Raw genomic sequence first — 20866 nt, forward strand, 5'->3', positions numbered from 1 at the left:
TCCTCACGTGCGCGCGGCGGTCTTGGCGGCTGCGGCCGGCTCTGGCCAGCGCACGGCGAAGCCGTTGGTGTAGCGAAGGTCGGCGTAGATGAAGTGATCGGTGTGACCGGCCACCACCTGCGGATAGGCGTCGATGAAGCGGCGCAGGCGCGCACCGGCCAGAGCGCGGTCGCCAAGCACGATCTGCGCGCCGTCGGCGGTGGCAAGCGTCCAGCTGCCCCGGTCCGTGAGGGTGACTCCGGCGATCTTCAGCCCGGTGCCGGCGAACGCCTTCAACGCATCGGCGTAGAAACCCACCACGTCGGACATCTGGTCGTCCGGGCCGCGCAAGTCCGGCAGCGCGGTATAGGACGCCGCCTCCGGCACGCTGAACACCACGCCCTGGCGACTGATCAACTGTTTCTCGTTCCAGCGCGCGAACGGTTTGCGTTCGTACACCCGCAACAGCAAGGTATCGGGCCAGCGTTTGCTGGCCTCCGCCGAGGCGACCCACGGCAACGCTGCCACGGCCTTCTGCACTTCGCCCAGGTCCAGCGCGAAGAAGCCCTTGCCGAGGTGTGGCAGTATCGCCGCGCGAATCTGCTGCGCGTCGACATGCTTGAACGAGGCCTGCATGGTCAGCTTGGTCACCGGCCAGCGGCTGGCGGCGAACCAGCCATTGAGCACACCGACGATCGGCAGCGCCACCAGCGCGACGACCACGCACCAGACGGCAAGGCGGACATGGCCCTTCATGCGCCCTCCCGGAAACTGGTTTCCAGCACGCGCCAGCACAGCGCCTGGTAATCGACGCCGGCGACCGCGGCCGCCTTCGGCACCAGCGAGTGTGAGGTCATGCCCGGCGCGGTGTTCACTTCCAGCAGCCAGTTGCGACCGGCGCGATCACGCATCACGTCGACGCGGCCCCAGCCGGAGCAGCCCAGCGCATCGAACGCACGCAGCGCCAGGCCACGCAGCTCCGCCTCGGCCTCGCCTTCCTGGCCGGGGCACAGATACAACGTGTCCTCGGCCACGTACTTGGCGTTGTAATCGTAGAACGCGCCCTTGGGCACGATATGGATGGACGGCAGCACCTCGCGACCCAGGATGCCGACGGTCAGCTCGTCGCCCTCGATCAGCGTTTCCATCAGCAGGTCGCCGGGGTAGCGGGCCGCCAGTTCGACGGCGGCATCCAGATCCTTCTCGGCGAACACGCGGGTTACGCCCACGCTGGAGCCTTCGCAGGCCGGCTTCACGATCAGCGGAAAACCCACCTGGGCTGCAGCCGCGTGCACGTCGGCGCCGCGCGGCAAGGCCACGAACTTCGGCGTCGGCAGGCCCAGCGATTGCCACACGCGCTTGGAACGCGTCTTGTCCATCGACAGTGCCGAGCCGAGCACGCCCGAACCGGTATACGGCACGTGGAGCGACTCCAGCGCGCCTTGCAGCACGCCATCCTCGCCACCGCCGTGCTGGCCGTGCAGGATGTTGAACACGCGCGCGAAATGCCCCGCACGCAGCGCGTCGAGCAAGGCGGGAATGCCGTCGATGGCATGCGCATCCACGCCGCGCGCCTTGAGCGCCGCCAGCACGTTGCGGCCGGAATCCAGCGACACCTCGCGCTCGGTCGAGCTGCCGCCCATGACCACGGCGACACGGCCAAACTGTGCGGGATCGGTGATCGTCCGGTTCATGGCTTGCTCGTCCTCAGTTCGCCGGCCTTGGCCAGCTCCACGGCGGCGGCGCCGATGTCGCCGGCGCCCAGCAACAACAGCAGATCGCCGTCGCGCAACAGCGCCGGCAAGGTGTCTTTCAGGTCGCGCGGATGCTCCACCAGCACCGGGTCGACCTTGCCGCGCGCGCGCACGGCACGCGCCAGCGCGCGGCCGTCGGCGCCGGCAATCGGCGCCTCGCCGGCCGGATAAACGTCGGTGAGCACCAGCACGTCGGCCTCGGCCAACACGTTGGCGAAGTCGTCCATCAGGTCGCGGGTGCGGCTATAGCGATGCGGCTGGAAGCCCACCACCATGCGCCGGCCCGGCCAACCGCCACGCACTGCGGCGAACACAGCCGCCAGCTCGCTGGGATGGTGGCCGTAATCGTCCACCAGCAGCACGTGGCCCTTATCCAGCGCCAGTTCGCCGCGACGATGGAAACGTCGGCCCACACCCTCGAAACTCGCCAGCGCATGCGCGATCGCCTCGGGCTGCACGCCGAGTTGCCAGCCGATGCTGGCGGCGGCCAGCGCGTTCAGCACGTTATGGCGGCCGGGCAGGTTCAGCGTCACCGGCAAGGTTTCCTCGCGACCGGGCAATTGCAGGTCGAAATGCATCTCGAAGCCGGACTGGCGCAGGTTCAGCGCGCGCACGTCGGCATCGGTCGATTCGATGCCGTAGGTCATCACCCGGCGCGTGGTGTCCCGCGCCAGCCGGGCCACTTCCGCGTCGTCGATGCACAGCACGGCCAGGCCGTAGAACGGCAGCCGGTGCAGGAAATCGGCGAAGGCTTTCTTCACCTCGGCGAAGTCGCCGTGGTAGTTCTCCAGGTGATCCGCGTCGATGTTGGTGATCGCGGCGATCACCGGCGACAGCAGCAGGAACGAGCCATCGGACTCGTCCGCCTCGGCCACCAGGTACTGCCCGGTGCCCAGCCGTGCATTGGCGCCGGCCGCGTTGAGCTGGCCGCCGATGACAAACGTGGGATCGTAATTCGCCTCGGCCAGCACGCTGGCGACCAGGCTGGTCGTGGTGGTCTTGCCGTGGGTGCCGGCGATGGCGATGCCGCGACGGAAGCGCATCAGCTCGCCGAGCATTTCCGCGCGCGGAATCACCGGGATGCGCGCGTCGCGCGCCGCCATCAACTCGGGGTTGTCGGCCTTGATCGCGCTGGACGTGACGACCACCTCGGCGCCTGCCACGTGCGCCGCTTCATGGCCGATGCGAACGTCGATGCCCAGGCCCGCCAGTCGCTGCGCGGTCGGCGAATTCGCCTTGTCCGAACCGGACACGGCATAACCCAGGTTGTGCAGCACTTCGGCGATGCCGCTCATGCCCACGCCACCGATGCCGATGAAATGCACCCGACTGAAGGTGGTCATCAGGTCTTCGTGCGCCAGCAGCCTCTTCATGCGGCGGCCTCCAGGCAGGCGTTGGCGATGGTCGCCGCCGCGTGGGGCTTGGCCAGCGTGCGCGCCGCTTTTGCCATGGCGCGCAGCTGCGCGCGATCGTGCAGCAACGCAGCAAGGCGCTGCGCCAGTTGTTCGATGTTCAAATCACGTTCCTGGATCAATTCGGCCGCACCGGCAGCCACCAGTGCCTCGGCATTGCGGGTCTGGTGGTCGTCCACCGCATGCGGAAACGGCACCAGTACGGCGCCGAGGCCGGCCGCAGCCAGCTCCGCGATGGTCAATGCGCCGGCGCGGCACACGGCCAGATCGGCCCAGCCGTAGGTGGCCGCCATGTCCTCGACGAACGGCACCACCTGCGCCACGACGCCGGCCTTCGCATAAGCCTCGCGCGCCTCGTCGAGGCCACGGTTGCCGCACTGGTGCAGGACTTCCGGGCGAGCCGCCAGTGGAAGCTTTGCCAGCGCCGCCGGCACGGCGAGATTCAACGCGCGCGCGCCGAGACTGCCACCGAGCACCAGCAGGCGCGGGGCCCCGTGCCGATCGGCCATGCGCTCGTCCGGCGGTGGCAACGCGGCGATGGTCTCGCGTACCGGATTGCCCACCCACTCGGCCTGCGGCAACGCCTCGGCAAAACCCGCCAACACGCGCTTCGCATGCGCGGCCAACTTGCGATTGGTATAGCCGGCCACGCAATTCTGTTCGTGCACCAGCAACGGGCGACCGAGCAGGCGTGCCGCCACGCCACCGGGGCCGGCCACATAGCCGCCCATCGACAGCACGCTGCGCGGCTTCACCTTGCGTAGCACGGCCAGCGAGGCCAGCAGTGCACGCGCCAGCATCAGCGGCGCCAGCAAACGGGTTTTCCAGCCTTTGCCCCGCAAGCCGCCTACCGCGACGGTGTGCAAGGCGATGCCGTGCGCCGGCACCACGTTCGTTTCCATGCCACCGGCTGCACCCAGCCACGCCACCGGCACGCCACGCGCACGCAAGGTGTCGGCCACGGCCAGGCCGGGGAAGATGTGGCCACCGGTGCCGCCGGCCATGATCAGTACGGGGCGCCCGTCCACCATGCGGGGCGTGGTCGTATCAGGCGTGCGTTCGGCCGTCATTACGCGGCCTCCGCTTCGTGTTCGGGCAGCGCGGCGGCGGCCACACCATCCGTGGCCGTGGCAGCCACGGCCACGCGATGCGAACCCTGCCGCGCGTCCAGCGCGCGATTGATCTCGTAGGTGGCGCGCAACAGCACGCCGGCCATCGCACACGTCAGCACCATCGAGGAACCGCCGTAGCTGATCAGCGGCAAGGTCAGGCCCTTGGTCGGCAGTGCGCCCAAGTTCACGCCGATCGACACGATCGCCTGCAGGCCAATCATCAACGAGATACCGAAGGCCACGTAGCCCGCAAAGCGCTGGCCCACGTCCACGCCTTTCAGTCCGAGATACAGACCGCGCCCCACCACCAGCGCAAACAGGGCCATCACGGCAAGAACTCCGGCCAGGCCCAACTCTTCACCGATCACCGCGAAGATGAAATCGGTGTGCGCCTCGGGCAGGTAGGACAACTTCAATACGCTGGAACCCAGGCCCACGCCGGTCCACTCGCCGCGACCGATCGCCATCAGCGACTGGGTCAGCTGGAAGCCGTCGTTGAACGGGTCTTTCCACGGATCGAGGAACGAGGTGAGCCGCTTCATGCGATAGCTTTCGCTGGTCGCCGCGATCACCAGCGCCGGCATCAGCGGCAGCCCCATCAGGAACAGGAAGATCGGTCGCGCGCCGCCCAGCCACACCATGGCAATGGTCACCGCGATCACCAGCATGGCCGAGCCGAAGTCCGGCTGCAGCAGCAGCAGGCCGACGATGCCACCGGCCACGATCAGCGGCTTGATCAGGCCCAGGAAGCGGGTCTCCACGCTCTCGCGATGGCGCACCAGGTAGCTGCCCATGTAGATCACCAGCACCAGCTTCACCGCCTCCACCGGCTGGAAGCTGGTGATGCCCATGTTCAACCAGCGACTGGCGCCATTGATGCGCATGCCCAGGTGCGGAATGAACACCAGCAACAGCAGCGCGAAGGCCAGCGCCAGCAGCGGGAAGGCAAACTTCTCCAGCAGCTTGAGCTCGGTCTTCATCGCCACGCCGGCGGCCACCAGCCCCAGCGTGAGGAACAGCAGGTGCTTCTTCAGGAAGTAGAACTCGCCGATGTGCTGGCTGTCGGCCACCGCGATCGAACTGGACGCCACCATCACCACGCCGACACACGCCAGCCCGATCAGCGCGACCAGCAACAGCAAGTCGTACTGCCCGCGCGGACCTTGCCGGCGTTTTGCCTGGGTGGTGTCGAAGATCGCCATCAGCGCACCTTCAGCGTCGCAAGACCGATAAGCACCAGCACCACGCTGATGATCCAGAAGCGCACGATCACCCGGGGTTCGGGCCAGCCCTTCAATTCGAAGTGATGGTGGATCGGTGCCATGCGGAACACGCGCTTGCCGGTGAGCTTGAAGCTGCCTACCTGCAGCATCACCGAGACGGTTTCCAGCACGAACACGCCACCCATCACGATCAGCACGATTTCCTGCCGCACGATTACCGCGATCGCGGCCAGCGCCGCACCGATCGCCAGCGCACCCACGTCGCCCATGAACACCTGCGCCGGATACGTGTTGAACCAGAGGAAGCCCAGCCCCGCGCCACTCAGCGCGCCGCACACGATCGACAACTCGCCCGCGCCGGGAATCGACGGGATGCCGAGGTATTCGGAAAACACCTTGTTGCCGGCCAGGTAGGCGAACACGCCCAGCGCGCCGGATACCAGCACGGTCGGCATGATCGCCAGGCCATCGAGACCGTCGGTGAGATTCACCGCGTTGGAGAAGCCCACGATCATGAAGTAGGCGATCACCACGAAGAACAACCCGAGCGGAATCGCCACGTGCTTGAACAGCGGCACGTACAGCGCGGTTTCCGCCGGCAGGATCGCGGCGTGGTAAAGGAACACCGCCGCCACCACGCCGAACACGGACTGCCAGAAATATTTCCAGCGCGAGGCCAGCCCGCGGCTGTCCTTCAACACCAGCTTCTTGTAGTCGTCGTAGAAACCGATCGCGCCGAACGCCAGCAGCACCGCCAGCACCGTCCATACATAGCGATTGTGCAAATCGCCCCACAACAGCGTGGAGACCACCACCGCCAGCAGGATCATCACGCCACCCATGGTCGGCGTGCCCGCCTTGACCAGGTGCGTCTGCGGACCATCGCTGCGCACCACCTGGCCTGCCTTCAGCGCGGCCAGTTTGCGAATCAGCATGGGGCCCAGCAGCAGCGACATCGCCAGCGCGGTCAACGCGGCCATGATCGTGCGGAAGGTGATGTACTGGAACAGGTGCAGCGCGGTGAAGTGCCGTGCCATCCAGTCCGCCAGTTCAAGCAACATCGGTGGCGCCCTCCCCGTTGGTGCGCTGGCCCAGTTCGGCCACCACCTGTTCCATGCCCGCCGAGTGCGAGCCCTTGACCAGACAGGTCACGCCTGCATGCAGGCGTGACCGCAATGCAGCGATCAGCGACGGCTTGTCGGCGAAGTGTTCGCCGTTCGCCCCGAATGCCTCGACCGCCGCCGCGCTCAAGGTGCCCACTGCGAACAGGTGCTGGATGCCGTGTTCGCGTGCCTGCGTACCCACGCCGGCATGCAAGGCACGCGCGTCGGCACCCAGCTCGGCCATGTCGCCCAGCACCAGCCAGCGTTCGCCCGCGGCCAGGGCCAGCGTGTCGATCGCCGCGGCCATCGAGCTGGGATTGGCGTTGTAGCTGTCGTCGATCAGAACCCAGCCACCGGGCATGTCGATCCGGCGCAACCGCCCCACCACCGGCGCGGCCTGCTCCAGCCCCGCCACGATGGTGTCCAGTGGCACATCCAGCGCCAGCGCGATCGAAGCCGCCGCCAGCGCATTGGCCACGTTGTGCCGACCCGGCAGCGACAGGTTCACTTCGGCGTCGCCGTGCGGCGTGCTCAACACGAACAGCGAACCATCCGCGCGCTGCTCGACGATGTCGGCGCCCACGTCGGCCTTGTGCTCCAGGCCGAAGCGCAGCGTCCGGCGCGAACCGGCCAGCCCGGCAAAGAAGCCGGCAAACGCGTCGTCTGCATTGATGATCGCCACGCCGTCCGCAGGCAACGCCTGGTACAGCGCGCCCTTGGTTTCGGCCACGCCTTCCACGCTGCCCATGCGCTCAAGATGCGCCGGCGCGATGAGATTCACGAGGCCGATATCGGGCCGTGCGATGGCAGCGAGATAGGCGATGTCGCCCGGCTTGCCCGCGCCCATCTCCAGCACCGCGTACTCGGCGTCCACCGGCATCGACAACAGGGTCAGCGGCAGGCCGATCTCGTTGTTGAAGCTGCCGCTGTTGACGTGGGTGCGACCATGCCGCGACAGGATCGCCGCCGTCAGCGTCTTCACCGTGGTCTTGCCGTTGGAACCGGTAATGCCGATCACCCGCGCACCGCGCTGCGCGCGCACCGCACTGGCCAGATCGCCCAATGCCGCCTCCATGTCGCCCACCAATACCTGCGGCAACGGATTGTCGACCTTGCGCGTGACCAGCGCCGCCGATGCGCCGCGGCGTGCCGCTTCGTCCAGATAATCGTGGCCATCCACGTGCTCGCCCTTGAACGCGGCGAACAGGTCGCCGGGCCTGAGCTTGCGCGTGTCGATGGCGACCACGCCGTCGACGTCGGCATCGGCGCCAAGCAGCTGGCCGTGCGTCCACAGGGCGATGGCGCTCAGGCGCATCATGCGTGCCGCTCCATGTTGAAATGTTCCAGCGCCTCGCGGGCCACTGCGAGATCGTCGAACGGCCGCTTGCCGGCCGCGCCTTCCTGGTAGGTCTCGTGGCCCTTGCCGGCGATCAGCACCACGTCGCCGCGGCGCGCCATGCCCAGCGCCGCATGGATCGCCACAGCACGATCGCGCTCGACGCGCACCCGCTGCGGGTGCGCCAGCCCGGCCACGATCTGCGCCACGATGACGTCGCCATCTTCGCCGCGCGGGTTGTCGTCGGTGACGATCGCCACGTCGGCCAGACGTTCGGCGATCGCCCCCATCTGCGGTCGTTTGCCCGCGTCGCGCTCGCCACCGCAACCGAACACGCAGATCAATCGTCCGTCGCAATGCGCGCGCAAGGCGGTCAGCGCCTGCTCCAGCGCATCCGGGGTGTGTGCGTAATCGACCACCGCCAACGGCAGCCCATCATGCCCGCCGAGGCGATTCATCCGGCCGTTGATCGGCTGCAGCGATTCCAGCGCTGCCACGACCCGTGCAAACGGTTCGCCCAGCGCACCGAGGCAGGCCGCCACGGCGAGCAGGTTGTCCACGTTGAAGCGACCGAGCAGCGAGCTGCGAACCGCCTGCGCACCCCATGGCGTGCGCAGCGCGAAGGCGATGCCTTCGGCCGAGGTGACCACCTGCTCGGCGACCACGTCGGCCGTCGCATCACCAGCCGCGCTCAGGCGCAGTGCACGCACGCCTTCAGGCAAGTGCGCCGCCAGTTGGCGACCGAACGCGTCGTCGATATTGATCGCCGCCGCCTGCAGCCCCGGCCACGCGAACAGCTTCGCCTTGGCCGCGCCGTAGGCTTCCATGCTGCCGTGGTAATCGAGATGGTCGCGGGTGAGGTTGGTGAAGGCTGCCACCTCGAAACCCACGCCCGCCACGCGGCCCTGGTCCAGCGCGTGCGAGGACACCTCCATCGCCACGTGGCTGGCGCCGGCATCGCGGAAGTCGGCCAGCAGGCCCTGCACGCTGATCGCGTCCGGCGTGGTGCGCTCGCCCTCGCGCAACTGGCCGTGCAGGCCGGCGCCAAGCGTGCCGATGGTGGCCGCGCGATGACCCAGAAAAGCCAGTGCCTGCGCCAGCAGTTGCACGGTGGACGTCTTGCCGTTGGTGCCGGTGACGCCAATCACGCGCAGCTTCGACGAGGGATGATCGTAGAAACGCGCGGCGATCTCGCCAACCCACACATGCAGGTTTTCGATCCACAACACCGGCACGCCCGCGACCGCGTGATCGCGTGCCGGCGCTTCGGCCAGCACGACGCGCGCGCCGCGCGCCACCGCGCCGGCGGCAAATGCGATGCCGTGTTCGCGCGTGCCATGCAAGGCGAAGAACGCATCACCTTCGCGCACGCGGCGTGAATCCAGGTTCAGGCCGGTCACGGCGAGATCGCCATGCTTGCCCACATCGGCGATGCCGTGCAGCAACTGGTCGATGCGCTGCGCGTTCACAGCGCAACCCCTTCGCGCATGGCCGCGGCATCGCCGGCCGGATCACGCGGCGGCGCATTGCCGACCAGGCTGCCGTTGCTCATCTTCGGGCCGCCGACATACCAGCGGCCGATGTTGTCCGGCGGCACGTCGAGCAGGCGCAGCGCGCCGCTCATCACCTTCTGGAACACCGGCGCGGAGACCAGGCCACCGAAGTAACCGCCAACGCGCGGATTCTTGATCACCACCACGCCGACCAGGCGCGGATGAGTGGCCGGCACGATGCCGGCGAACAACGCGTTGTAGGCGTTCTTCGCATAGCCGCCGGCGGTCGCCTGGTGCGCGGTACCGGTCTTGCCGGCCACGCTGTAGTTGGCGATCTGCGCGCGCGTGGCCGTGCCGCCGGGCTCGGTGACGGTCTCCAGCATCTTCACGATTTCGTCGGCCACCTGCGGCGCCACGATCTGCCGGGCCGGGTTGTCGTCGCCCTTGATGAAAGTGGGCGAGTGCATCACGCCGTGATCGGCCAGCGTGGCATAGCCATTGGCCAGTTGCAGCGGGGTCAGATTGAGGCCGTAACCGAAGGCCATCGTCGCCTGCTCGAACGGGCGCCAGTCGCGCCCGATCTTCAGGTAGCCGGACGATTCACCGGGAAAGCCGCTCTCGGTGCTGTTGCCGAAACCGAAGGCCCGGTAAGTCTCGTAGACGAACTTGGTATCCAGCGACAGCGAGATCTTGGCCGCGCCGATGTTGCTGGACTTGGTCAGCACGCCGGTCGGCGTGAGCATGCCGTTGGCAGTGTCGTCGCGAATCTTGTGGCCCTGGAAGTACCAAACGCCCTTGCCGGTGTCGATCAAGGGGGTGGTGGGCGTGTACTTGCCGCTGGACAGGCCCGCCGCCATGGTGAACGGCTTCATCGTCGAACCCGGCTCGACCACGTCGGTGACGGCGCGGTTTCGGCGCTCGGCGGGCGTGCTGTCGTTCACCGCGTTCGGATTGAAGGTGGGCAGGCTGACCATGGCCAGGATCTCGCCGGTGGCCACGTCGAGGATCACCATCGAGCCGGAATCGGCCTGGCTTTTCTCGATTTGGCTCTTCAGCTCGCTGTAGGCGAGGAACTGGATGCGGCGGTCGATGCTGAGCGTGAGGCTCTTGCCCGGCTGCGGTGCGCGCACCTGTTCCACGTCTTCCACGGTGTGACCCATGCGGTCGCGGATCACCCGCTTGGCGCCCGGCTTGCCGGCCAGCCAGCCGTCGAACGCCAGCTCCAGCCCTTCCTGGCCGTGGTCGTCGATATTGGTGAAACCGAGCACGTGCGCGGTGACGTCACCCGATGGGTAGTAGCGCTTGTATTCGCGCTGGCCGTTGATGCCCGGGATATCCAGCGCCAGCACGGCCTTGGCCGCCTCCGGGCTCATCTGCCGGCGCAGGTAGGCAAACTCGCGGGTGGAGCGGCGTTCCAGATACTGCTTGAGCTGGTCCGGGTCGATGCCCAGGGTTTGCGCCAACGCCGGGATGCGGTCGGCGTTGTCCAGCACCTCGCCGGGCACGGCGGTGATCGACACCATCGGCGTGGACACCGCCAGCGGCTCGCCGTTGCGATCAAAAATGGTGCCGCGCGAGACCGGGATCTTCACTTCACGCAGGAAGCGTGCATCGGCTTGGTTCTGATAGAACTGCTTCTGCACTACCTGCAGGTCGAACGCGCGCGCCACCAGCCCCGTCGAGGCCAGCACCAGCAAACCCACGACCAGCGGCATGCGGCGACGCGCACTGGGGCCCGTGCCGTGGCGACGGCCACCAGCGGACTTGGCGGGAGTGCGCTCGCGCCGCTTCATTGGCTCACCAGTCGGATGTCCTGCGGGCGTGGCGCCAGCATGCCCAGCCGACTGCGCGCCTCGCTGTCGATGCGGCGCGGTTCGGCCCAGGTGGCCTGCTCCAGTTCGAGCCGGCCATATTCGATATTCAATGCATCGCGCTGGTTTTGCAGTTGGGTCAGCTGCACGAACTGCGCGCGGCTCTGGTGCCGCGTCCACACCACGCCAATCGCGCTGAACAGCACGGCGCCGAGCAGGAGCAGCAGCAAAGCCGTGCCGACCAGCCTCATGCGGCACCGCCTGCGGACAACCGCTCCGCCACCCGCAACACCGCCGACCTGGCGCGCGGGTTCACCGCCAGCTCGGCATCGGAAGGAAACTGCGCCTTGCCCACTGCCGCCAGCTCGGCCGGCTTTGCCGCCACCGGCGGCGCGCGCCGGCTGCCCTGCACGCGGCCGGAATGGTCGCGGATGAACAGCTTCACCGCGCGATCTTCCAGCGAGTGGAAACTGATGACCGACAGACGGCCACCGGGCTTGAGCCGCTCCAGGGCGGCGTCGAGGCCGATGCGCAACGCATCCAGCTCGCCATTCACGCGGATACGCAAAGCCTGGAAGCTGCGCGTGGCCGGGTGCTTGCCCGGCTCGCGCCGCCCGACCACGCGCTCGATCAGCGCGGCCAGCTCGCCGGTGCGGGTAATCGGCGCCTCGGCACGCTGTTCGACGATGGCGTGGGCGATCTTGCGGCTGAAGCGCTCGTCGCCGAAGGCCCACAACACGTCGGCGATCTCGCGCTCGTCGGCGTGGGCCAGGAAATCCGCCGCGCTTTCGCCCTGGGTGGTGTCCATGCGCATGTCCAGCGGCGCATCGGCCATGAAGCTGAAGCCGCGCGCGGCCTCGTCCAACTGCGGCGAGGACACGCCCAGGTCCAGCAGCACGCCATCGAGCCCGGCGGCGGTTTCGTCCCACTCGGCCAGGCTGGAGAAATTGGCATGGCGGATCGACACGCGCGGATCGCCCGCGAACGTTTCGCGCGCCCAGGCAATCGCCTGCGGGTCGCGATCCATCAACAACAGGCGGCCGTCGGGACCCAGGCGCGACAACACCGCGCGAGCGTGACCGCCGCGACCAAACGTGCCATCGAGATAACGCCCGCCTGCCTTCACGGCGAGGCCCTCCACCGCTTCATCCAGCATCACCGGGATGTGCCGCAACTCGGCCATGCCGCACCTCCCGTCCCGTCTCGTGTGTTCTTCGTCAACCGCGTCCGTTACAGGCGCAGGTCGGCCATGTCGTCACTGATTTCGTCTTCGCCGATGGTCTGGCGGATCTTGGCCAGGTGGGCCTGTTCGCTCCACAACTCGAACTTGCTGCCCATGCCCAGCAGTACCGCCTTCTTCTCGATGCCTGTCGTGGCACGCTGGCTGGCCGGCAGCAGGATGCGAGCCGCCCCGTCCGGCTCGACCATGGCCGCCGCACCCACCAACTTCATCTGCAAGGCGCGATGCACGGCCTTGACGCTGGGCAGCGCATTCACCTGATCACGCACCTTTTCCCACTCGTCGTGGGGAAACAGCCACAGGCAACCCGTCTCGAACGGGTTGTAGGTGAGCACCAGACGATTCGCGCACGCGCCGGCGACCAACTCGCGATACGCGGTCGGAATGGCCAGACGGCCCTTGTCGTCGACGGTAATGGCGGTTTCGCCCTGGAACACGATCCTATGACTCCACTTATTCCCACGATTTCACACTGGAACCCACGATAGTCTCGCCCCATGAGACTGTCAAGGGATTTTCTTTTGTGAATCAAGGAGAAAGGCGAAGTTGTGGCCGAAATTCCAGCCATTTCGAGGAAGCTGCCAAAGGTGCTTGAATGGTGGGGATTTTTTACGGAACGTCGCGGCTTGTCGCAGGCTTTCGCGTCATCGGTCCAGGCCACTTGGCTGAACCCGCGTTCATGCGCTCGCTCACGCGCATCCCCGGCCGTCGATGACGACCGGGGATGCGGCCGGAAAAGGTGGAGTCGGCCTGTAAGCCGGGTTCTGTACGTCTTGCGACGCGACAGTCATTCCTCTCGGCCAGGCGTCGCCGCCTGGCTCCAGCAACCTACCCGGGAACAACGCGGGCCGCGTTATCGTCCCCCTATTTGGTCTTGCTCCGAGTGGGGTTTACCGTGCCGTACGACGTTGACCCCGTACGCGGTGCGCTCTTACCGCACCCTTTCACCCTTACCTGATCCCCTTGCGGGGCCATCGGCGGTCTGCTCTCTGTTGCACTGGCCGTCGGCTCACGCCGCCCAGGAGTTACCTGGCACTCTGCCCTGTGGAGCCCGGACTTTCCTCGATGCACTTGCGTGCGACGCGACTGTCCGGCCGACTCCGCCGGGGAGTATAGAGGAGTGAGTGAAGAGAAGTGAGGAGTGAGAGGGAGCAAAAGCGCCGATCCTTGCGGGCTTTCTCTCACTCCTCTTCACTCACTTCTCGCTCCCATACAGCTCCTTGCGCGGCGCGCCGCTGATCGCCGCGGCCAGCTTGGCAGCCTTCGCCGGCGGCAGCTCTTCGCGCAGGATGGCGAACACACGCCGGCCCTCGGCCAGTTTCGCGTCCGCCTCCTCGTCCCGCCCGGCCACCACGATCACATGCTCGCCGCGCTGCTGGTCGGGATCGGCCACCACGCGCGCGGCCAGCTCGATCAGCGGCTCGCCGAGCACGGTCTCGAACAGCTTGGTCAGCTCGCGCGCAAGCACCGCCTCGCGCTCGCCGCCGAACACGTCGCGCATGTCGGCCAGGCTTTCGGCCACGCGATGTGATGATTCATAGAAAATCAGCGTGCGCGGCTCACCGGCCAACTCCTGCAGGCGGCTGCGCCGGGCGGCGGATTTGGGCGGCAGGAACCCTTCGAACACGAAACGGTCGCTGGGCAAGCCGGCCACCGACAACGCCGCAATTGCCGCGCACGCGCCGGGCACCGGCACGCAGCGGATGCCGGCCGCGCGTGCGGCGCGCACCAGCCGAAAACCCGGGTCGGAGATCAACGGCGTACCCGCATCGGAGATCAACGCCACCGAATCGCTATTCAGCAAGCGACGCACTACGGCATCCACGGCATCGCGTTCATTGTGCTCGTGCAGCGCAATCAGCGGCGTGGCGATGTTGTGGTGCTGCAACAACGGCCGGCTGTGGCGGGTGTCTTCCGCCGCGATCACCGAAACACTGCGCAGCGTCTCGATGGCGCGCACCGAAAAATCGTCGCGATGCCCGATCGGCGTGGCGACCACCCACAGGCAGCCGGGCGTGGTGGATGACATCGTGCGCTCCAGTTCGCCGCGAAGCGGCAATGTGATCGGCTATGATCGCGCAATCGCCGATCCTGTCGATACCGACCGAGGAATGTACATGCGTTCGTACCGCGCCGCGGCCATTACCGTGCTGTTCTCGCTGGCGCTGAGCGCCTGCGTACCGGGCATCAAGCCGCCCTCGCCTGCCGAAACTGCCGCCGCGCAACAGGCCGCCGCACTGGCCAGCCAGGGTCAGTTCGACCAGGCCGCGCAGGCCTATCTGGCACTGGCCGCGCAGAATCCAGGCCGCGCCAGCCACTATCGCCTGCTTGCGGCCGAGGACTATCGCCAGGAAGACGCGCTGGATCGCGCCGCACCGATCATCGCCAGTATCGACCGCACGCAGCTGCAGGGCGACGAACCGGTGCGACTGGACCTGTTGCGCGCCGAAATCGCGCTGCGCCAGCACGATCCGGCCACCGCGCTGCGACTGACCAGCCAGCCCGGCGTCAGCGTACCGCCCGCGCTGCAGCCCCGACAGCTGGAACTGCGCGCACAGGCGATGGCCGCCAGCCATGATTACTGGGGCGCCGGCCGCACCCGCGTGCAAATGGATGGACTGCTGCACGGTCTCGACCGCACGCAGAACCGTACGCAGGCGATCGACCTGCTGACCAAGGAGGGCGTCGACGAACTCAAGCAGCGCGCCGCCGCGATGCATCCCGGCGATCGCATGCTGCCGTGGATCAACGAGGCGCTGACCCGGCTCGGCGTGGTGGTAGCCCAAGCCCAGCCCAACCTGGGCCAGCCTGTCGGCACCCTGTTGCCGGGCGCCGGCGCCAATGTGCGCCAGGGTTACAAGGTGCCGGCGAAGCTGGCCCTGTTGCTGCCGGAAGGGAACGACTTCGCTGGCGTCAGCCAGGCCATTCGCGAAGGCTTCTTCGCCGCCTACTTCAACGCCGCCAGCAATCACGCCCCGCGGCCGAGCGTGCGCGTATACGACAGCGTCGGCACCCCGGATGGCGCGGTCAAGGCCTACCAACTGGCCGTTGCCGACGGCGCCCAGCTGATCGTCGGCCCGCTCACCCGCGGCGCGGTCGGCGCCGTGCTGGCGCAGTCCTCGCTGCCGGTGCCGGTGCTGGCGCTGAACCATCCCGACAACGACACCCTGCCCGCTTCCGGCGCCACCGAGTTCGCACTGCGCCCGGAAACCGAGGGCGCCCAGGTGGCGGATCACATGATCGAGCGCGGCATTACCCGCGCCTACGTGATCATTTCCGACGACGACTTCGCCAAACGCGCCGCCGGTGCCTTCAAGGCCGAACTGGTCGCCCGTGGCGGCCAGGTCGTCGGCCAGGCGCAGATCACCAGCGGCAGCGTGAACTATCACAGTGCGATTGCCGGCCTGAGCATGACCGACAGCAGCACCACGCCCGCGCCCGCGCCGGCTGCCGCCGGCACGACCAGTGCACCAGCCGCCGCCAGCCTCGGCGGTAGCGGCATCTTCATCAGCATGCGCCCGGAACAGGCCCGCCTGTTGCTGCCGCAATTGCGCGTGGCGCGCGTCACCCTGCCGGTATTCGCCACCTCGCATATCTACGGAGGCAGCGACGATCCGGGCGACGACAACGACCTCAATGGCGTGGAGTTCTGCGATGCGCCGTGGCTGTTCGACGCGCAGACCGGCCTGCCCCGCCACGGCGACATCGCCGCCCTGCTGCCTGCCGCCCGCGGCGGCTCCGCACGGCTGTTCGCCTTCGGCATGGATGCATGGAACCTGGTGCCGTACATCGGCTGGATGCGCGAGCACCCGGGCAGCTACCTGCCGGGCGCCAGCGGCCAGCTCGCAGCCGACGCGTTCGGCCGCGTGCGACGTGTGCTGATCTGGGCGAAATTCCAGGATGGCGTGGCCCGTCCGATCGGCGGCGACCTGCAGATGAATGCCGTTCCCGCCCCGGCGGGCAGCGCACCGATGCCAGCCGCCGGCATGCCGATTCCGCCGGCGAACATGCCGGCCCCGGCCAGCAGCGCTGCCGCCACACCGGTTGCCGCACCCGCGACCGGCGGCTGATGCGCGCTGCCGGCGCCGCCTTCGAACAGCGCGCCGGCGCGGAACTCGAGCGCGCCGGCCTGAAGCTGCTGGCGCGCAACTACACCACGCGCCACGGCGAGCTTGATCTGGTGATGCGCGACGGCGACACCGTGGTGTTCGTCGAAGTGCGTTACCGGGTGAGCGCCGGCCACGGCGATGCCGCCGCCTCGGTCACCCGCGGCAAGCGCGACAAGCTGATCCGCACCGCGCAACTGTGGCTGGCCGCACACCCACGCGATGCACAACGCCCCTGCCGCTTCGACGTGGTCAGCTATGACGGCCCGGCCGCCGACGCGCGCATGCACTGGCTGCGTGGCGCGTTCGAAGTGGAATGAAACGGCATCGGTGGAATAATGGACGCATGAATGGTCCTGTTGCCGTGCTTGCCACTTTGCGTACCGCCTGCCTCGGCGCCGAACTGTTCGCCATCGCCCGCCCTCCCGCACTCCACGCGCAGGATGATGGCATCGCATGACTGCACCGCTCGATCGCCTGCTCGCCGAGATCCGCGCCTGCCGAATCTGCGCGGCACACCTGCCACTGGGACCGCGTCCGGTAGTGCAGGCGTCGGCAACGTCGCGATTGCTGATCGTGAGCCAGGCGCCGGGACGCAAGGTGCACGAGACCGGGATTCCGTTCAATGACCCCAGCGGCGACCGCCTGCGCGACTGGCTCGGCATCGACCGGGATACGTTCTACGACGCCGGCAAAATCGCCATCGCACCGATGGGCTTCTGTTTTCCCGGCACCGGCAAGGGTGGCGACCTGCCGCCGCGCCCGGAATGCGCACCCGCCTGGCATCCTCGCCTGTTCCCGTTGTTGACGGGAGTGCGGCTGACGCTTGCGATTGGCCAATACGCGCAAGCCGGCCTGCTCGGCGAGCATCGCGGGCGCACGCTAACCGACACGGTGCTGGCCTGGCGCGAACACTTGGCGCGCGGCTTGCTGCCGCTGCCGCATCCCAGTCCGCGCAACCGCTTGTGGCTGACCCGCAATCCGTGGTTCGAAACCGAGCTGCTGCCGATCCTGCGCGAGCGCGTGGCAAATGCGCTGGCCGACTCCGATCGAGCCGGCTGATCGAACCTGCCGCATTGCACCTTGCCGCCTGACGCCAGCGTCGTCTAACCTCATCTGATAGAACATCATGGCCACGGGATCGACCCCGGCCTTACAGGGGAATCCGCATCTCATGAGCCTCAAGCTCCGCCTGATCGTCCTGAATTTCTTCCAGTACTACATCTGGGGCGCGTGGCTCTTGACCATCGGCACGTGGTGGTTCCAGACCCAGCATTGGTCGGGCACCAGCTTCGGCGCGATCTTCTCCACCATGGGCATCGCCTCGCTGTTCATGCCTTCGCTGGTCGGCATCGTGGCCGACAAGTGGATCAACGCCGAGCGTCTTTACGGCTTGCTGCAGATCGCCGGCGCGGTGGTGCTGTTTGCGATACCGCATGTGACCGACCCGGAGCAGATGTTCTGGGTGATGTTGCTGAACATGTGCTTCTACATGCCGACCATTTCGCTGGCGATCACGGTGGCCTACAACGCGCTCAAGCAGAACGGCGAGGACGTGGTCAGCACCTATCCGCCGATCCGCGTGTGGGGCACGGTCGGATTCATCGCCGCCACATGGACGACCAGCCTGCTCGGCTTCAAGGCCTCGCCCGCGCAATTCCACGTGGCTGCGGCCGCCTCGCTGCTGCTTGGCCTGTATGCCTTCACCTTGCCCAAGTGCCCGCCCAAGCTGAATGCCGCCTCGGGCCACAGCCTGGTCGACCGGCTGGGCCTGACCTCGTTCGTGCTGTTCAAGAACCGCAACATGGCCGTGTTCTTCATCTTCGCCATGTTGCTTGGCGCGGCACTGCAGCTCACCAACGCCTACGGCGACGCCTTCCTCAGCGATTTCGTCAAGGTGCCGGCCTACGCCAACCTGCTGGCAGTGAAGTACTCGACCATCATCATCTCGATTTCGCAGTTCTCCGAAACCGCATTCATCCTCACCATCCCGTTCTTCCTGAAGCGCTTCGGCATCAAGGCGGTGATGACGATGAGCATGCTGGCGTGGGTGCTGCGCTTCGGCCTGTTCGGCTTCGGCAACCCGGCCGGTGGCCTGTGGATGATCGTGCTGTCGTGCATCATCTACGGCATGGCGTTCGACTTCTTCAACATCTCCGGCTCGCTGTTCGTGGAAAGCCAGGCCGATCCGAAGATCCGCGCCAGCGCGCAGGGCCTGTTCATGCTGATGACCAACGGCGTGGGCGCGGTGCTGGGCAGCCTGATCGCCGGCTTCGTGATCGATCACTTCTTCACCAACCACAGCTGCAACGACATGCTGACCATCTGCAAGGACTGGCGCGGCATCTGGCTGTCATTCGCCGGTTATGCGCTGGTGATGGCGCTGCTGTTCGTGCCGCTGTTCAGGCACCGGCACGATCCGGCCGCGGCGCGCAAGGTCGTGCCGACGCACTGACTTCGACGCACTGATCAGTTGGCCAGCGCGCTGGCCACCACGCGGTTGCGACCGTGCGACTTGGCCTCGTACATGGCCATGTCGGCGGCGCGCATCCAGCTCGACAGGTCATGGCAACGGGTGCCGTCGAACACGGCCACGCCGATGCTGATGGTCACCGTCGACACCTTGGCTTCCGGCGGCAGTGCCAACGTGGCCACTTCCGCACGCAAGGTCTCGGCCAGGCGCATGCCGGCCATGGCGCCGCACCCCGGGCACAGCACCGCGAATTCCTCACCGCCGATGCGGGCGACGTGGCCGACATCGCCCGCCGCCCGACGCAGGCCGTCGGTGATGATCCGCAGCACTTCGTCACCCTGCGGGTGGCCGGCGCCATCGTTGATGCGCTTGAAGTGGTCCACGTCGATCAGCATCAGCACGTGCGCCGACGTCGACGCCGAAAATCCGCGCGATTCGGCCAGCAGGTCCATCGCGCGCTGCTGGAAAGCGCGTCGGTTTTCGATACCGGTGAGCGGATCGCGCAGCGCCTGCGCACGCAATTCGACGGCGTGCCGGTGCTGCGAACGCAGCAGCAGGTAAAGCAGCAAGGCCATCAACGACAAGGCCACCACCACCCCGCGCCCGAACATGATGCGCAGCGATTGGCGCTGCTGCTCCTCGTCTCGACGCGCCGCCTCCGCCTGGGCCGCCTTCAGTTGCAGGTCCTTCACCTGGTTCTGTCGCTGCAGCGCGAGAATCTGCAACTCCTTCTCGCGCGTGGCATAGCGCGCTTCCAGCCGGGCTTCCTCCGAGCGCAGCACGGCGGCATTGCGCTGGTTGAGTGCGGTGATCACCTCGCGCGCGTCGGCCAGCGCCGGACGCAACTTTCCCTGCTGCTGCTCCATCTCGCTGCGCGTGCGCACGAAGTCCGGCAGCAGGCCTTGCAGATGGGCATCGCGCGCATCGGCCACCACGGCATCCATCAGTGCCAGCGCCTTGCCAGGCTGGCCCAGCGCGGCGTAATCCAGCGCAATGTCGGCGCGCGAGCTGAGCGCATCGCTGACCCGGCCGGCCGCCTGCTCCTGTGCCAGCGAGGCATGCGACAACGCCAATGCCTCGCGTACGCGCCCGGTTTTCCGGTACGCCTGCGAAAGGTTGTCGCCCACCAGCACCACCATCTGCCCTGCGCCGATGCTGGCGAATTGCCTGCGCGCTTCCAGGTAGGCAGGAATCGCCTCGTCGTAACGGTGCAAGTGGGTGTAGACGATGCCGAGGTCGTTTCCGGCATTGCCCATGCCCCATGCATCGGCTTGCGTGCGATAGGTGGCGATGGCCCGGCGACAGAGCGGGATCGCCTTGGTGAACTCCTCGCTCATCGCGTAGGCGTCGCACAAGGTGTAGTGCAGCCGCCCCAGCATCACCGGATCGGTGGTGCCCTGCACCAGCGCGGCGGCCTGCAATTCCTCGCTGATGCCGTCGCCCTGGCTGGCGGCGATCAACTGACGCGAGCGCAGGAAGCCGGCATCCGCAGCGGCGGCCGGGTCATGCGTGCGACCGGCCAGCTCGTCCAGCCTCGTGGTGGCCTCGTGCAACGCCGCGCCGTCATTGACGTTCACCGCGGCGGTACCGAGCAGCCACAGCTTTTCGCGCAGGACGGCGCCGGCCAGGCCCTGGCCACCCTGGTCGAGTTGCGACTGCAGCTCGGTGATCAGGCCATGCGGATCGGTTTCGGTGCGGTAGCGCTGCGCGTCGCGCACGGACATGCCGCCGCCATGCACCAGCGCGACTGCCAGCATCCATCCTGCGATCACGCTCCCCTGCATCGAAACGCCCATCCCATGGCTTCCCCGTCCGGATATTGTG

At 67.4% G+C, this 20866-nt stretch carries 18 protein-coding genes and 1 other RNA gene; 4 read left to right on the forward strand and 15 right to left on the reverse strand.

Going from position 1 to position 20866, the window contains the following annotated elements; genetic code table 11:
• Positions 1-3: 3 nt before the first annotated feature.
• From AB7849_RS13370 to rsmI, 14 genes are all read right to left on the reverse strand, one after another.
• Complete coding sequence (locus tag AB7849_RS13370) at positions 4-735, reverse strand: cell division protein FtsQ/DivIB (RefSeq protein WP_092704158.1); 732 nt, start codon at positions 733-735, stop codon at positions 4-6.
• Positions 732-1673 carry a D-alanine--D-alanine ligase gene (locus AB7849_RS13375; protein ID WP_008212074.1) on the reverse strand — a complete coding sequence of 314 codons (942 nt, stop codon included), beginning with the start codon at positions 1671-1673 and terminating at the stop codon, positions 732-734. The genes AB7849_RS13370 and AB7849_RS13375 overlap by 4 nt, the downstream gene beginning before the upstream one ends.
• A complete protein-coding gene (gene murC / locus AB7849_RS13380) occupies positions 1670-3106 on the reverse strand; it encodes a UDP-N-acetylmuramate--L-alanine ligase (RefSeq protein WP_369501152.1) in 1437 nt (478 codons plus the stop codon). The genes AB7849_RS13375 and murC overlap by 4 nt, the downstream gene beginning before the upstream one ends.
• Positions 3103-4215, reverse strand: coding sequence for an undecaprenyldiphospho-muramoylpentapeptide beta-N-acetylglucosaminyltransferase (gene murG, locus AB7849_RS13385; protein WP_008208359.1), 1113 nt, complete (start codon positions 4213-4215; stop codon positions 3103-3105). Before murG ends, murC begins: the two co-directional genes overlap by 4 nt.
• A complete protein-coding gene (gene ftsW, locus AB7849_RS13390; RefSeq protein ID WP_008208361.1) occupies positions 4215-5459 on the reverse strand; it encodes a putative lipid II flippase FtsW in 1245 nt (414 codons plus the stop codon). Before ftsW ends, murG begins: the two co-directional genes overlap by 1 nt.
• Positions 5459-6541, reverse strand: a complete 1083-nt coding sequence (mraY, locus tag AB7849_RS13395; RefSeq protein ID WP_008208363.1) for a phospho-N-acetylmuramoyl-pentapeptide-transferase — start codon at positions 6539-6541, stop codon at positions 5459-5461. Before mraY ends, ftsW begins: the two co-directional genes overlap by 1 nt.
• Positions 6531-7901 carry a UDP-N-acetylmuramoyl-tripeptide--D-alanyl-D-alanine ligase gene (locus tag AB7849_RS13400; protein WP_008208365.1) on the reverse strand — a complete coding sequence of 457 codons (1371 nt, stop codon included), beginning with the start codon at positions 7899-7901 and terminating at the stop codon, positions 6531-6533. Before AB7849_RS13400 ends, mraY begins: the two co-directional genes overlap by 11 nt.
• Positions 7898-9388: a UDP-N-acetylmuramoyl-L-alanyl-D-glutamate--2,6-diaminopimelate ligase gene (locus AB7849_RS13405; RefSeq protein WP_369501153.1), complete on the reverse strand. Its 1491-nt coding sequence runs from the start codon at positions 9386-9388 to the stop codon at positions 7898-7900. The genes AB7849_RS13400 and AB7849_RS13405 overlap by 4 nt, the downstream gene beginning before the upstream one ends.
• Positions 9385-11205 (reverse strand): peptidoglycan D,D-transpeptidase FtsI family protein, encoded by a 1821-nt coding sequence (locus tag AB7849_RS13410; RefSeq protein WP_008215945.1) that lies wholly within the window; start codon positions 11203-11205, stop codon positions 9385-9387. The genes AB7849_RS13405 and AB7849_RS13410 overlap by 4 nt, the downstream gene beginning before the upstream one ends.
• On the reverse strand, positions 11202-11474 hold the full coding sequence (gene ftsL, locus AB7849_RS13415; protein ID WP_008215947.1) for a cell division protein FtsL: 273 nt from the start codon (positions 11472-11474) through the stop codon (positions 11202-11204). The genes AB7849_RS13410 and ftsL overlap by 4 nt, the downstream gene beginning before the upstream one ends.
• Entirely contained in the window at positions 11471-12406 is a 936-nt protein-coding gene (rsmH, locus tag AB7849_RS13420) for a 16S rRNA (cytosine(1402)-N(4))-methyltransferase RsmH (RefSeq protein ID WP_369501155.1), read from the reverse strand. The genes ftsL and rsmH overlap by 4 nt, the downstream gene beginning before the upstream one ends.
• 47 nt (positions 12407-12453) lie before the next feature.
• On the reverse strand, positions 12454-12900 hold the full coding sequence (gene mraZ / locus AB7849_RS13425) for a division/cell wall cluster transcriptional repressor MraZ (protein ID WP_008212597.1): 447 nt from the start codon (positions 12898-12900) through the stop codon (positions 12454-12456).
• Positions 12901-13200: 300 nt separating this feature from the next.
• Positions 13201-13565, reverse strand: an RNA gene (gene rnpB / locus AB7849_RS13430) — RNase P RNA component class A.
• A 93-nt stretch (positions 13566-13658) separates the two neighbouring features.
• Complete coding sequence (gene rsmI / locus AB7849_RS13435; protein ID WP_369501156.1) at positions 13659-14492, reverse strand: 16S rRNA (cytidine(1402)-2'-O)-methyltransferase; 834 nt, start codon at positions 14490-14492, stop codon at positions 13659-13661.
• A gap of 88 nt (positions 14493-14580) precedes the next feature.
• On the opposite strand from rsmI, the gene AB7849_RS13440 reads away from it, so the two are divergent.
• The 4 genes from AB7849_RS13440 to AB7849_RS13455 all read left to right on the forward strand — a co-directional run bounded on the left by AB7849_RS13440 (position 14581) and on the right by AB7849_RS13455 (position 19024).
• Positions 14581-16533, forward strand: a complete 1953-nt coding sequence (locus AB7849_RS13440) for a penicillin-binding protein activator (protein ID WP_369501157.1) — start codon at positions 14581-14583, stop codon at positions 16531-16533.
• Positions 16533-16889 carry a YraN family protein gene (locus AB7849_RS13445; RefSeq protein WP_092704141.1) on the forward strand — a complete coding sequence of 119 codons (357 nt, stop codon included), beginning with the start codon at positions 16533-16535 and terminating at the stop codon, positions 16887-16889. The genes AB7849_RS13440 and AB7849_RS13445 overlap by 1 nt, the downstream gene beginning before the upstream one ends.
• Before the next feature lie 136 nt (positions 16890-17025).
• Positions 17026-17631, forward strand: coding sequence for a uracil-DNA glycosylase family protein (locus AB7849_RS13450; RefSeq protein WP_008209108.1), 606 nt, complete (start codon positions 17026-17028; stop codon positions 17629-17631).
• A gap of 112 nt (positions 17632-17743) precedes the next feature.
• Positions 17744-19024, forward strand: coding sequence for a nucleoside permease (locus AB7849_RS13455; protein ID WP_008209110.1), 1281 nt, complete (start codon positions 17744-17746; stop codon positions 19022-19024).
• A gap of 14 nt (positions 19025-19038) precedes the next feature.
• Here the strand turns inward: AB7849_RS13455 and AB7849_RS13460 are convergent, their stop codons facing one another.
• Positions 19039-20814 carry a GGDEF domain-containing protein gene (locus AB7849_RS13460; RefSeq protein ID WP_157618021.1) on the reverse strand — a complete coding sequence of 592 codons (1776 nt, stop codon included), beginning with the start codon at positions 20812-20814 and terminating at the stop codon, positions 19039-19041.
• Positions 20815-20866 lie beyond the last annotated feature (52 nt).

It is taken from the genome of Rhodanobacter sp. FW021-MT20, from assembly GCF_041107475.1.
In the GTDB taxonomy this organism is placed as follows: Bacteria; Pseudomonadota; Gammaproteobacteria; order Xanthomonadales; family Rhodanobacteraceae; genus Rhodanobacter_A; species Rhodanobacter_A glycinis.

Bases quoted from the DNA above. Each gene is read 5' to 3' on its own strand.
- AB7849_RS13370 (WP_092704158.1), bottom strand. From the start codon at position 735: ATGAAGGGCCATGTCCGCCTTGCCGTCTGGTGCGTGGTCGTCGCGCTG.
- AB7849_RS13375 (WP_008212074.1), bottom strand. From the start codon at position 1,673: ATGAACCGGACGATCACCGATCCCGCACAGTTTGGCCGTGTCGCCGTG.
- murC (WP_369501152.1), bottom strand. From the start codon at position 3,106: ATGAAGAGGCTGCTGGCGCACGAAGACCTGATGACCACCTTCAGTCGG.
- murG (WP_008208359.1), bottom strand. From the start codon at position 4,215: ATGACGGCCGAACGCACGCCTGATACGACCACGCCCCGCATGGTGGAC.
- ftsW (WP_008208361.1), bottom strand. From the start codon at position 5,459: ATGGCGATCTTCGACACCACCCAGGCAAAACGCCGGCAAGGTCCGCGC.
- mraY (WP_008208363.1), bottom strand. From the start codon at position 6,541: ATGTTGCTTGAACTGGCGGACTGGATGGCACGGCACTTCACCGCGCTG.
- AB7849_RS13400 (WP_008208365.1), bottom strand. From the start codon at position 7,901: ATGATGCGCCTGAGCGCCATCGCCCTGTGGACGCACGGCCAGCTGCTT.
- AB7849_RS13410 (WP_008215945.1), bottom strand. From the start codon at position 11,205: ATGAAGCGGCGCGAGCGCACTCCCGCCAAGTCCGCTGGTGGCCGTCGC.
- ftsL (WP_008215947.1), bottom strand. From the start codon at position 11,474: ATGAGGCTGGTCGGCACGGCTTTGCTGCTGCTCCTGCTCGGCGCCGTG.
- rsmH (WP_369501155.1), bottom strand. From the start codon at position 12,406: ATGGCCGAGTTGCGGCACATCCCGGTGATGCTGGATGAAGCGGTGGAG.
- rsmI (WP_369501156.1), bottom strand. From the start codon at position 14,492: ATGTCATCCACCACGCCCGGCTGCCTGTGGGTGGTCGCCACGCCGATC.
- AB7849_RS13440 (WP_369501157.1), top strand. From the start codon at position 14,581: ATGCGTTCGTACCGCGCCGCGGCCATTACCGTGCTGTTCTCGCTGGCG.
- AB7849_RS13445 (WP_092704141.1), top strand. From the start codon at position 16,533: ATGCGCGCTGCCGGCGCCGCCTTCGAACAGCGCGCCGGCGCGGAACTC.
- AB7849_RS13450 (WP_008209108.1), top strand. From the start codon at position 17,026: ATGACTGCACCGCTCGATCGCCTGCTCGCCGAGATCCGCGCCTGCCGA.
- AB7849_RS13455 (WP_008209110.1), top strand. From the start codon at position 17,744: ATGAGCCTCAAGCTCCGCCTGATCGTCCTGAATTTCTTCCAGTACTAC.